Annotated in this window: 12 protein-coding genes; 6 read left to right on the top strand and 6 right to left on the bottom strand. The window is 66.4% G+C overall.

Annotated features, from left to right (window positions below; all coding sequences use genetic code 11):
* From AU197_RS20790 to AU197_RS20780, 3 genes are read right to left on the bottom strand one after another with little or no spacing between them, the layout of a single operon-like run.
* Complete coding sequence (locus AU197_RS20790) at positions 1–660, bottom strand: L,D-transpeptidase family protein (RefSeq protein ID WP_064404973.1); 660 nt, start codon at positions 658–660, stop codon at positions 1–3.
* Between the two features lie 9 nt (positions 661–669).
* Positions 670–1,497, bottom strand: a complete 828-nt coding sequence (locus tag AU197_RS20785; RefSeq protein ID WP_064404971.1) for an SRPBCC family protein — start codon at positions 1,495–1,497, stop codon at positions 670–672.
* Positions 1,488–2,087, bottom strand: coding sequence for an ArsR/SmtB family transcription factor (locus tag AU197_RS20780; protein WP_064404970.1), 600 nt, complete (start codon positions 2,085–2,087; stop codon positions 1,488–1,490). The genes AU197_RS20785 and AU197_RS20780 overlap by 10 nt, the downstream gene beginning before the upstream one ends.
* Before the next feature lie 57 nt (positions 2,088–2,144).
* On the opposite strand from AU197_RS20780, the gene AU197_RS20775 reads away from it, so the two are divergent.
* Entirely contained in the window at positions 2,145–3,638 is a 1,494-nt protein-coding gene (locus AU197_RS20775) for a bifunctional phosphatase PAP2/diacylglycerol kinase family protein (RefSeq protein WP_064404968.1), read from the top strand.
* Here the strand turns inward: AU197_RS20775 and AU197_RS20770 are convergent.
* Positions 3,592–4,263: a phosphatase PAP2 family protein gene (locus AU197_RS20770; protein ID WP_064404966.1), complete on the bottom strand. Its 672-nt coding sequence runs from the start codon at positions 4,261–4,263 to the stop codon at positions 3,592–3,594. The two genes, AU197_RS20775 and AU197_RS20770, sit on opposite strands and share 47 nt — an antisense overlap.
* Positions 4,264–4,310: 47 nt before the next feature.
* On the opposite strand from AU197_RS20770, the gene AU197_RS20765 reads away from it, so the two are divergent.
* Positions 4,311–4,793, top strand: a complete 483-nt coding sequence (locus AU197_RS20765) for a hypothetical protein (protein WP_064404964.1) — start codon at positions 4,311–4,313, stop codon at positions 4,791–4,793.
* 39 nt (positions 4,794–4,832) lie between these two features.
* On the opposite strand, the gene AU197_RS20760 is transcribed toward AU197_RS20765, so the two are convergent.
* Positions 4,833–6,320 (bottom strand): HNH endonuclease signature motif containing protein, encoded by a 1,488-nt coding sequence (locus AU197_RS20760; protein ID WP_064404963.1) that lies wholly within the window; start codon positions 6,318–6,320, stop codon positions 4,833–4,835.
* Between the two features lie 190 nt (positions 6,321–6,510).
* Here AU197_RS20760 and AU197_RS20755 point away from each other — a divergent pair, with 190 nt between their 5' ends.
* From AU197_RS20755 to cysC, 4 genes are all read left to right on the top strand, one after another.
* A complete protein-coding gene (locus AU197_RS20755; RefSeq protein WP_064404961.1) occupies positions 6,511–7,878 on the top strand; it encodes a sulfatase family protein in 1,368 nt (455 codons plus the stop codon).
* A gap of 65 nt (positions 7,879–7,943) precedes the next feature.
* Complete coding sequence (gene stf0 / locus AU197_RS20750) at positions 7,944–8,744, top strand: trehalose 2-sulfotransferase (protein ID WP_064404960.1); 801 nt, start codon at positions 7,944–7,946, stop codon at positions 8,742–8,744.
* Positions 8,741–9,652, top strand: a complete 912-nt coding sequence (cysD, locus tag AU197_RS20745) for a sulfate adenylyltransferase subunit CysD (RefSeq protein ID WP_064404957.1) — start codon at positions 8,741–8,743, stop codon at positions 9,650–9,652. The genes stf0 and cysD overlap by 4 nt, the downstream gene beginning before the upstream one ends.
* A 34-nt stretch (positions 9,653–9,686) precedes the next feature.
* On the top strand, positions 9,687–11,558 hold the full coding sequence (gene cysC, locus AU197_RS20740) for an adenylyl-sulfate kinase (protein WP_064404955.1): 1,872 nt from the start codon (positions 9,687–9,689) through the stop codon (positions 11,556–11,558).
* On the opposite strand, the gene AU197_RS20735 is transcribed toward cysC, so the two are convergent.
* On the bottom strand, positions 11,546–12,310 hold the full coding sequence (locus tag AU197_RS20735; protein ID WP_064404952.1) for a trans-aconitate 2-methyltransferase: 765 nt from the start codon (positions 12,308–12,310) through the stop codon (positions 11,546–11,548). The two genes, cysC and AU197_RS20735, sit on opposite strands and share 13 nt — an antisense overlap.
* Between the last annotated feature and the right edge of the window lie 14 nt (positions 12,311–12,324).

Raw genomic sequence — 12,324 nt, 5'->3', positions numbered from 1 at the left:
TCACTGTGCGACCGCGATCAACGCGCCCGGCCGAAGCCACCGCATGATCTCGACCAGCTTGCCGTCGTCGATCGCCACACATCCGGCCGTCGGTCCGCCGTCGGTGGCGTGCAGGAAGAATGCACCTCCGTTGCCGGGCACCCGCGCCTTGTTGACGCCCATCACGACCGCGTGCACATACTGCGGAATCTGGAGGTTCTCGGTACCGCTGGCGGGGTCGGTGTCGAATGCGCACTGCGCCTTCTTGCAGACCTGCATGGTGTTGTAGGTCGGGCTCTTCATGTCGCCGTCCCACCAGTGGTCCGGTCCGACCTGCACGTAGGGCAGGCCTCCGCCGGGGTTGGGTGCGGTGCCGAAGGCGAAATCGAGCGTGAAAACGCCCATCGGCGTTTTCATTTCGCCGTCGTGGCTCTGCGGGGTCATGCCGTTGGCACCGATCCAGGCCGGTATGCCCGCCGCAACCGGCTGCCACCCCGCACCGGTCCGCTGGTAGACATCCATCTTGGCTTTCGAACCACCCACGCCGACAACGGAAATCACCTGGGTAGCCCCTCCGACGGACTGAGCGAACCACGGCGTCGTCTGCGCCACTGCGACGGGGTTTGCGGCCATCACACCGGCCAACACCGTCGCGCAGATCACCGCCACCAACCGCCGCACCGGCTCATGCTAAGCGCCGACGGACTGCGACTGGAGTAGGCCACGCAGCCATGTCGACCATCGGGGTTGTTCGGCGGCGGCAACCTGTTCGGCGTCGTCGCCGTAAAAGTAGATGCTGATCGTGGTGTGGGCGCGCTCCCCGACCGTGCATGCGCCGACGAGCGCCACACCGGCCGCCGGCTGCTCGATCCGCATCGTGATCAGGCGTGCGCGCCCGTCCTGGTGGATGCGGTTGACCACACCGGCGAGGCGAGGGACGTCCGGCGCGGTTTCGCGGAGCTCGCCGACGTCGGCGCCCGCGATGCGGAGCGCTTCGGTGAGCCGCTTCCAGACCTGCAATTCGCCGGCCGGGGAATCGGCCGCGGCGTGCACCAATGCCGATCGCGCGCCGGGGAAGTCCGCGAGATAGACCTTGAGCACCTCGTAGAAGCCGGGCCACCCGGTCTCGAAGCTCTCCAGTTCGTCGTCCCAGTCGTCACGCTCGGTGAACAGGCTGTGCACCATGCGGATCACGCACCGGTCACCGGAGCGGCTGGTGACGGTCACCTCGGTGGCCAGCGGCGGCGCGTCACCGCTCCAGTCGTATTCCTGGTAGGCGAACCGGCGTGGCGGATCCCACGCCGTCACCTTCCCGGCTTGCACGGCCTCGCCGCAGTTCTCGTCACCGAAGTCGAACCGGATGGCGCCGCCGACGTGTTCTTGCACCGACGTCGGCGTGAACCAGGCACTCATCCCGGCGCCGGTGGCGATGGCCTGCCATACCTGTTCGGGTGTGCCGGGCACGAGGGTTTCCGACGCGACCCAGCGGCGGCCGGGTTCTTCTATGTTCAAGGGCATTTCGTGTCCTCCTCGTGCGGTTGCGGATAGGCGGCCACGAGTAGGCGGTAGCCGCGGGCGTTCGGATCGGATTCGTCGTGATAGCGCGCGATCAGCGAGGTGATCGTGTCGGACAGATCGCGGGTGAAGGCCGCCCGGTCAGACGGTGAGCGAAATCGGATCGCGGTGTCGATCGACAATGTCGCCAGCCTCTTGTTCTTGTCGCGGGCGGCCGCCCACAGCTCGCCCACTTCGCGGACGGCGCGGGCGGCAAGGGCGATCAGGTAGCTCGCGGACAGCCGGTCGTTGGTGCGGCCAGGATCGGCGGCGACGGGCCCCATTGCACCGGGCGACACGACGTAGGTCGCGGCCGTGGCGACCAGCAGTCGCTCACGCAGGCCGCCCCACCGCCGCTCGCCGGCTTCGGCGACCAGTCGGTGCTCCTCGAGCGCGCGCAGATGGTAGTTCACCTTCTGCCGCGATATCCCGACCCGTGTGGCGAGCGCCGCCGCGGAGGCCGGTTCGGTGAGCTCGGCGAGCAGGCGGCCGCGGATCGGGTCCAAGGCACTGACCGCGGCCGCGGGATCGGCGATCACTTCCACGTCGAGCATGACGCCACCATGGCCTTGACAAGATTACTTGTCAAGGCTCGTGGATACGGTGGGGAAATGGATGTTGCGCAGGTGGTCGGCCGGCCCGCAGGTCTTCGGCGAATCACTCACGGTCTCGGCGCTCTCGACCGGGAGATCTTCGAGGCGATCGCGGAGTCGCCGACCCCGCTGCTCGACACCGTGATGCCGCCGCTGACCCGCGCGGCCGATCACTCCAAGCTGTGGTTCGCGATCGCGGCGGCGCTGGCCGCGACCAGGAATCCGAGCGCGCGGCGCGGTGCGGTGCGCGGGGTGCTCACGCTGGCGGCGACGAGCCTGATCACCAATCAGGGCGCCAAGCGCATCCGGCGACGGCCCCGCCCGCTGTTCAACTCCGTACCGCTGGTACGCCGCACGCGTCGCCAACCCACGTCGAACTCGCTTCCGTCCGGGCACTCGGCCAGCGCCGCCGCCTTCGCGGTGGGGGTTGGACTGGAGAGCGCGTCGATCGGCCTTCCGCTTGCGCTCCTGGCGGGGCTCGTCGGCCTGTCCCGTGTCGCCGTCGGCGCGCATTACCCCGGGGACGTGATCGCCGGATTCGGCCTGGGCGCGGCGGTCGCGGTGCTGGGCGGGCGGGTGGTTCCTCCAATGGTGCCGACGAGACTTCCAACCGCCGACCCGCTGCGGGTGGAAACCCCGCCGCGCCCCGACGGGGCCGGTGTGGTGCTGGTCGTCAATCCGGCGTCCGGCAGCGGGACCGGAGCAGACATCATCGAAGAGGTCCGAGAGGCGTTGCCGCGCGCGGAGATAGTCGAACTCTCCGACGGCGATGGCTTCGACGCCGCGTTGCGGTCGGCAGCTGAGCGTGCTGAGGTTCTGGCGATCGGCGGCGGGGACGGAACGGTGTCGTGCGCGGCTGCGGCCGCCATCGAGGCGGGTGTGCCGCTGGCGGTGTTCCCGGGAGGTACGTTCAACCACTTCGCGAAGGACATCGGTTGCGACACGGTGCAAAAGACGATCGACACGATCCGGCAGGGCAGCGTCGCATGCGTCGACATGGTTTGTCTCAACGAGAAGCAGATGGTGGTCAACACCGCGAGCATCGGGGCGTACCCGGCGTTCGTCCGCACCCGAGAGAAGTACGAACGCAAGATCGGCAAACCGCTGGCCGGGCTCTACGCGATGTATCACACGTTGCGCCACGAGGATCCGGTCCGCATTCGTTACGACAACAAGACGTTGCAGACGTTTCTGTTCTTCCTCGGCAATTCGGCCTATCTGCCTTCGGGATTCGCGCCGTCGCGGCGCGACCGGATGGACGACGGTTTGATGGACGTCCGGATCCTCGAGACCGGTCACCGATTCAGCAAGCTGCGCATCCTGGTTGACGTGGCACTCGGCCGGCTCGAGCGCAGCCCGTTCTATCACGAGATGCGGGTACCCGAGTTCGAGTTCACCGCGGTTGACGGTCCGATTCTGTTGGCGCACGACGGCGAGGTCGGATCCGAGTGCGAAACGGCCAGCTTCAGCGTGCGATACCGGGCGCTTCCGGTGTTTCGGCCACTTCCATGACCGGCCACGACGGCCGCACGGCGAGAAGACAAAGCACGAAATACGCGTAGCCCAAAGCCCATCCGGCCACGACGTCGGTCGGATGATGAACGTTGAGCACTACGCGGCCAACGCCGATGAGGACGACGACGCCGAAGCCCCCAGCGATGAGCCACGCACGGACGGCCGGACGCATGGCAGGCAGACCGACGGTCAGCAGGGCGAGAACGGCGACGATCACCCCGAGGGCGTGGCCGGAGGGGAACGATGTTCCGAGCGCGGTGACGAACGCGGTGTCCGGGCGGGGCCGGTCGGCGGCGCCCTTCGCGATCTCCGTTACGAGTCCGGCCAGTTCCACGGTCACGATCAGGAATATCGCGATGCGGATCCGGCGGCGCACGAACGCGACAACTATGAAGACAACGGTCACTACGCGGAACATGCCCGGGCCCAGAGCGGTGCAGAAGAGATCCCATCCGAGCACCCATCCCGGATGGTCGACACCGAGCGGATAGAAAGCGTCGAGCGCCGCGGAATCGATGTCGGCCAACCACGTCCACTGCTGCGCGGAACCGATCCACAGCAGGGCATACACCGCGACGGCGGCCAGTGCCGATATCACCAGCCGAGGCGTGTGTGATGCCATCGTCCACCTCTACCACGTGGGTGCTGCGGCCGTTAGGGTGACTGCTCATGGCCGTATTCCTGCGCAAGCTGCTCCGTATCGGCGGTATGCCAGACGACTTACGGGCCGAGGTGGAAGCCGAGGGTGTGCTCTTCCTCGCCGAATACATCGCGGTGACCCGACGGTTCAGCGGCAAGATTCCGGGACGACGTGCGAACGCAAACGTAACCAGTTACGTGGGCTCGCTGGCGCTGACCAGCCAGCGTGTACTCGCCACGCTGTCGACCGTGCCGAAACTGGCGGGCCGCACCATCGATCAACGCTGGGACGCTACGCAGGCCGGGACCGTCACCGCCCAGCTCTCGGAGACCGGTGTGCAGCTCGATGTCGACATCGCCGGGGTCGATTCGCGCTTCACCGGCGAACTTTCGATGCATTACAAGGTCTCCATTCCCGAGGACGTCCTCTCACGCCTCCCCCGGCGATCGGTGTCCTTCGATGTCCCGCCCGAATACGTGTTCCGGGCCGTGGGAGTGCCCTACGACCCGTAGGTCGGGTCGGTCTTACACCTCGCGATCGCCCCGTCGCTTTCAGAAGGGTGGGGGTTTGTTGCGTTCGGCGAGTTGTGCGTCGACGATCGGTTGATTGTGGCGGCGTTCGTCGTTGATGGCTTGGGTTCGGGCTTGGGCTCGGGTTTGTTTGCGGCGCGGCATTTTCAGGGTGCGCGCGTCGTCGGATGTGGTGTCGATGGTGGGATCGATCAACGCTGGGGCGGTGGGGCGGCACAGTTCGGGAAACAGCAGCCGGCTGCCAGGGTGGGTGATGTAGGTCTGGCCGTGTCGCGAGGTCCATTCGATCATGCCGTCGCGGTGCTGTACTTCGCGCCAGCCGACGAAGGTTTTGAGCAGGTGGTGTTGTCGGCACAGGCATTTGAGGTTGGAGGCTTGGGTGGGCCCGACCGGATAGGCCACGCTGTGGTCGATGTCGCAGTCGGTAGCCGGGACATCACAGCCGGGGAACCGGCACGTCATGTCGCGGCAGCGCACAAACCACGCCAGCACCTCTGAGGGGCGGTAGCGCGGTTCAGGCCCGGCGTCCCCGGGATGGATGACGGGTTGGATCGTGGCGGTGCCGGCCAGCTTGGCTGCCAGCAGGGGGGCCGGTAGCAGGCCCTTACCCATCAGATAGCCCGGGTCGGTGCCCGCCGGAGCGGACGGTGGCTCCTGCTCGCTGGGGGGCACGCGCCCGTCCAACGTGGCCGGGGTGTCATCGGTCAGTGACTCTTCGCGCGCGATCATGTGCATGACCACCGCACTCGGTGTCGCCGCCGCGGCGCCGCAGTCGGGGCGCCCACAGCCACAGGCCAGGCGGTCGGCGCCCTGGCCGAGGGCGCCCAACGCATCGGAGCGGCGTTGCTCAACGGTACGTGGGTCGTGGGCACATACCGCGGCGGCCATCGCATCCAAGCGGGTGTCGAGGGCTTGGCCGTCGGTGGCCAACAATGTGGCTTCCAGCGCGACGGTGCCCGACCCGTCGCGGGGGTCGTGGATGTCGACGTGGCGCCCGCGTGCGGCGTATTCGGTGCGCCGCACCGCGGCGGGATCATAGCGGTCGACGCAGGTGTCGATGGCGGTGTGCAACCGCTCGGTGGACAGGGTGCCCCACTGGGTCAGCTGGGAGGCCAGCTCGGCGTCGAGTTTGGCCAGGGCATCCGCATCGCGCACCAGGCGGCTGCGGTGTGACACTGCGGCCACGGTGCGGTAGGAGATCGCGCCGGTGGCGAACACCGCGCTCACCGCCGGCAGGCGCCGGCGCAGGTCATCGGCGAGCATCAACTGGTGGGAGGCCACCCCCAGCGAGACGCCTTGGGCGGCGGCGACCTCGGCGGCCGCGATCGCCCAGTTGTCGATGCACCACTGCTCACGATCGACGGACCCGGCTTCACTGATCAGGCGATCAAGCACGTCAGCGGCAGCCGCCAGCCGGTACGCGCTGGCGGCGTTTTCCACTCGCGCCCACGCCCCGACCGCACCCGCGCCCCGGACACTGAAGGCCGCGGCCACCAACTTTTCGAACATGTGATCGAAACTATCGACCTGCTGGTGGTGTGACCAGCGGTCAACACCCGTCTGTGGATGAATCTCAACTTGGGGATAACCCGCCCGTCGCGAGTCAGACGGTTGTGGATAACGTGCCGACCGAGTCGAAGGCTTGCCCTATCGGGCCGAGCACGTTGAAGTGGGGGCGTCGACGACGAAAGGATGTGACGTGACAGAACGGCGCCGAGACAACGTGCTGATCGTTCACTGGCACGACCTCGGCCGCTATCTCGGCGCCTACGGCCACCCTGACGTGTCGAGTCCGCGTCTCGACGAACTCGCTGCCGACGGCATTCTGTTCACCCGCGCGCACGCGACTGCGCCGCTCTGCTCGCCATCGCGCGGATCGTTGTTCACGGGCCGCTACCCCCAGAGCAATGGCCTCGTCGGCCTGGCCCACCACGGCTGGGAATACCGTGCAGGCGTTCGTACGCTGCCACAGGTTTTGTCCGAATCAGGTTGGCACACCGCGTTGTTCGGTATGCAACACGAAACCTCATACCCCGCCAGGCTCGGCTTCGATGAGTTCGACGTCTCGAATTCCTACTGTGAATACGTCGTCGAACACGCGACACGGTGGCTCACCGAGCCACCAGAGAAGCCGTTCCTGCTGACGGCGGGCTTCTTCGAGACGCATCGACCGTATCCGCGCGACAGGTATGAGCCAGCCGACGCCACCGGCGTCGACGTCCCCGAATATCTGCCCGACACTGCGGAGGTCCGGCAGGATCTCGCCGAGTTCTACGGATCGATATCGGTGGCCGATGCCGCGGTCGGCCGTCTGCTCGACACCCTTTCGGCGACCGGCCTCGACCGCACCACCTGGGTGGTGTTCGTGACCGACCACGGCCCAGCGCTTCCCCGCGCCAAATCGACTCTGTACGAAGCGGGTACGGGCATCGCGCTGATTCTGCGCCCACCTCGCGACGCGCCCGTCCAGCCGAAGGTCTACGACGAGTTGTTCAGCGGCGTGGACCTGCTTCCCACACTGCTCGAACTCCTCGATGTCCAGGTACCGGCCGACGTCGAGGGACTCTCGCACAAGGCCGCACTGCTGGCCTCCCCCGGGCCGCCCGTGCGCACCGAGGTGTACACCGCGAAGACCTACCACGACTCCTTCGACCCCATCCGCGCGATCCGAACCAAGGAATACAGCTACATCGAGAACTATGCGTCGCGCCCGCTCCTCGATCTACCGTTGGATATCGCCGACAGTGCGCCCGGGCGCATCGTCGCGCCCCTCACGCGTGCCGAGCGACCGCAACGAGAGCTCTACGACCTGCGCGCCGACCCCGACGAGTCGAACAACCTTCTGGCCCAAAGCGGCTCAGATGTGGCCGAATCCATCGCCGACGATCTCGCCCTGCTACTCAACGACTGGCGCGTCAAGACCAACGATGTGATCCCGTCGGAGTTCGCAGGCACCCGCATATCGGAGCGCTACACCGAGACATATCTGCAAATTCAAGGTCAGCTGCCGAGCCGCTCCGCACTCGCGGCCGAACGCGGCGTCACGGGCGACCACAGCGACCAATAGTTTCGCTCAGCATGAGCGAAAACTCTTGGGGTGTCAGATGTTTGCCCTGTGGGTAAGCTGCGCGCATGTCAGCCCCGACGGCCTATCTCGTCCTGGCCTCTCAACGCAGCGGCAGTACCCTGCTGGTGGAGTCCCTGCGCGCGACGGGGGTCGCCGGAGAGCCCGGCGAGTTCTTTCAGTACCTGCCGAGCACCAGCCAGTCACCGCAGCCCAGGCAGTGGTTCGAGGGTGTGACCGACGAGTCGATCCTGCGCCTCCTCGACCCACTGGACGAGGGCAAGCCCGACCTCGCTCCCCCGGACATCTGGCGCGATTACATCCGCACGGTCGGCCGCACCCCCAACGGCATCTGGGGCGGCAAGCTGATGTGGAACCAGACCCCGTTGCTGCTCGATCGCGCCGGCGGACTGCCCGACCGCTCCGGCACCGGCCTGCTGTCGGCCATCCGGGACGTCATCGGTAGCGACCCGTTCCTCATCCACGTCTTCCGTCCGGACGTCGTCTCCCAGGCGGTTTCGTTCTGGCGGGCGGTCCAAACCCGGGTATGGCGAGGCAGGCCCGACCCAACGCGCGATGCCCGCGCCCAGTACCACGCCGGCGCCATCGCCCACGTCGTGACGATGCTGCGGGCCCAGGAAGAGGGCTGGCGCAACTGGTTCGCCGAGGAAGGTGTCGCGCCGATGGAAGTGCCGTACCCGGTGTTGTGGCGCAATCTTTCCCAGATTGTGGGCGACGTCCTCGAAGCGCTCGGACAGGACCGGCGGCTGGCGCCGCAACCCGTTCTCGAGCGGCAGGCCGATCAACGCTCCGATGAGTGGGTCGACCGGTACCGCGCGGACGCAGAAAGAGAAGGACTTCCGACATGACAGTGGACACCCTGCACGTCGACGAGCTTCGACTGTTGGAGGCCGAGGCAGTACACATCATCCGCGAGGTCGTCGCCGAACTGGAACGGCCGGTGCTGCTGTTCTCGGCGGGCAAGGACTCGATCGTACTTCTTCGTCTCGCGGAGAAGGCTTTTCGCCCATCACCGCTGCCTTTTCCTGTCATGCACGTCGACACCGGCCACAATTTCGAAGAGGTCATCGAGTTTCGTGACCGCCGAGTCACAGGCAAGGGGCACAAGTTGACGGTGGCTTCGGTGCAGGAGTCGATCGACAAGGGCCGCGTCCCTGATCCCGGCCCCGGGGCGTCGCGCAACCGTCAGCAGACCCGTACCCTGCTCGACGCGCTCGAAGAAGGACGGTTTGACGCGGCGTTCGGCGGAGCCCGCCGCGACGAGGAGCGCGCCCGCGCCAAGGAGCGGATCCTGTCCTTCCGAGACGAGTTCGGTCAGTGGGATCCGCGAGCCCAGCGGCCGGAGCCGTGGTCGCTGTACAACGGCCGCATCAGGAAGGGCGAACAGGTCAGGGTCTTTCCCCTGAGCAACTGGACCGAACTCGACGTGTGGCGCTATATCGAGTTGGAAGACCTCGAACTTCCGTCGATCTACTTCGCCCACGAACGTGAGGTTTTCGAGCGCGACGGCATCCTTCTCGCGGTGTCCGAGTACTCCAGACCCGTCGACGGCGAGACAGCATCCGTCGAGAGAGTCCGTTATCGGACTGTGGGCGATCTGACCATCACGGGTGCGGTGCGCTCACAAGCTGTCGACATCGAGGGTGTCATCGCCGAGATCTCAGCTGCCACGGTGTCGGAGCGCGGCGAGACGCGAGCCGACGATCGGACCTCGGCAGCCGCCATGGAAGACCGCAAGCGCGAAGGGTATTTCTGATGAGCGAATGCGCGAAAAAGCAAGGAAACCGTCGATGACGCGCCAACTCCTCCGCATCACCACCGCCGGTTCGGTCGACGACGGTAAGAGCACGCTGATCGGTCGGCTCTTGCACGACACCGACAGCCTTCCGACCGACCACCTCGACGCCGTCACCGACGAGGAGGGCATTGCCGACCTGGCGGCCCTGTCCGACGGTTTGCGCGCCGAACGCGAACAGGGCATCACGATCGACGTGGCCTACCGGTTCTTCTCGACGGAGACCCGAAGCTACATCCTCGCCGACACCCCGGGTCATGAGCGTTATACCCGCAATATGTTCACGGGAGCCTCGAACGCCCATGTCGCCGTCCTGCTCGTCGACGCCCGCGCAGGCGTGCTGCGTCAAACCAACCGACACGCGCGCATCGCGAAGTTGTTGGGAATCAAGCACTTCGTCGCAACGGTCAACAAGATCGACCTCGTCGAGTTCGACCAGTCGCGGTTCGCCGAGGTGCATACGCAGCTTCAACGGCTCTCGGCACGCCTCGGCAACATCGACATCACGGTGGTTCCGATCGCCGCCAAGCACGGCGACAACGTGGTCCACCGATCCCGCAACACACCGTGGTACGACGGGCCGACGTTGCTTGAATACCTCGACGGCATCGAACTGAGCGCACCGCACGCGCAATCGAACAAATTGCGCCTGCCCGTGCAGTGGGTGTCCCGCCCCTCTGTCGACCAACGGCGGCGCTATACCGGAAGGATCTCCGGTGGAACGCTCCAGGCGGGTGATTCGGTCGTCAGCCTGCCTGCCGGCACCCGATCGACCGTGACACTCGTCGACACTCTCGATGACGAGCGCACCGTTGCCGTTGCGCCGCTGTCCGTTTCGGTGGAGCTGGCGGACGACATCGATGTCGGACGCGGAGACGTCCTCGTCAGCGGATCCGACGACGCCGTCCTGCCCGTCCTTGCCCGCGAGCTCGATGCGACAGTGTGCTGGTTCCGGGAAACTCCGATGCGCGCGGGTGACCGGCTGGCACTCAAACAAGGTACGAAGACGGTCCGCGCGACAGTTCAGTCGCTGCACAGCCGCCTGAATCCAGAGACGCTCGATGACCTGGACAGCCCGGTCGAGTTGGTGCTCAACGACGTCGGTGAGATCACGCTTCGCACGAGCTCGGTCGTGATCGTCGACCCTTACGCCGACAACAAGGACAGCGGCGCGTTCATCCTCATCGATGAGGCCACCAACGACACCGTCGGCGCGGGCACGATCATCGAACCGCGCGCGGTCAAGCCGGGTGAGCAGACACGCAACGACATCCGATGGCACCCCTCCTCCCTGGACCGGGACTATCGGTGGTCCTCGACCGGTCAACGCGGAGCGACGATCTGGTTCACCGGCCTTCCCGCCTCGGGCAAGTCGACAATCGCGGTCGCCGTCGAACGCGCGCTCGTCGAATCCGGCGATGTGGCCTACCTTCTCGACGGTGACAACATCCGGCACGGGCTCTCCGACGACCTCGGGTTCTCTGCCGGTGATCGCGCCGAAAACATCCGCCGGGTCGGCCACCTCACAAGACTGTTCGCCGACGCCGGTGTGGTGGCGCTGGCGTCGTTGGTGTCGCCGCTGAAGTCGGATCGCGACACCGCCCGCGCCCTCAACGATGCCGCCAAACTGCCCTTCATCGAGGTGCACGTGGCCACCCCGGTCGACGAGTGCGAACGTCGTGATCCCAAGGGCCTCTACGCCCGGGCCCGCGCGGGTGAGCTCAAGGGCCTGACCGGCATCGACGCACCGTACGAACCACCCGAGAATCCCGACCTGGTGCTCGACACCACTGAAGCGAACCTCGACGACCTGGTCAAGCAGGTGATCGATTTGCTCAAGGCCAAGCGGGACGCTCAGTTCACCTGAGCCACCACGAAAACACGCCGGAACGGGAAGAACGTCGTGCCGTTCTTCCGCTTCGGATACGCCGCGTCCAGCAGCGGGATCAACTCCGCACGGAACTCGTTCCACTCGGCGTCGGTGAGCCTACTGCGCACCGGGCGTAGCGCGGTTCCCGCGATCCAGTCCAGCACCGGGTTCTCACCGGTCAACACGTGCAGGTAGGTGGTCTCCCACGCGTCAACCGTGTTGCAGCCGGCGTCGGTGAGCAGGTCTGCGTATTCGACCGGATTCTTCACCGGTGACTCCCGAAATGGAAAGTCGTGCAGTCGTTCCGCCCAGCGGTCCCGTCGGACGAGTTCTCCCACCGTGCGGTGTGACGGCGCGTCGAAGTTTCCCGGTACCTGCATCGCGATCCATGACCGTGCCGGCAACTCTGCGGCCCACCTGAGGATTAAGCGTGGATGGTCGGGAACCCAGTGCAGGGTGGCGTTGCTGATCACCACGTCGGTATCGGATTTCGGTGCCCAGTCGCCGACATCACCGACGTTCGCGTCGATTCCCCTGTCCCGCGCGGCTCGCACCATTTCCGGCGAGCTGTCCAACGCCTCTATGCGCGCCTGCGGCCAACGCCGGGCCAGGGATGCCGTCAGATTGCCCGGCCCACAACCCAGATCCGCCACCCGCCGCGGCGCATCGGCGCCGACCCTGGACAACAATTCGAAGTACGGGCGTCCACGCTCGTCGGCGAATGTCAGATATGTGTCGGGGTTCCACATGTCGACAGTTTGAC

It is taken from the genome of Mycobacterium sp. IS-1590 (genome assembly GCF_001500025.1).
In the GTDB taxonomy this organism is placed as follows: Bacteria; Actinomycetota; Actinomycetes; order Mycobacteriales; family Mycobacteriaceae; genus Mycobacterium.
This window is presented reverse-complemented; position numbering and strand designations above follow the sequence as displayed.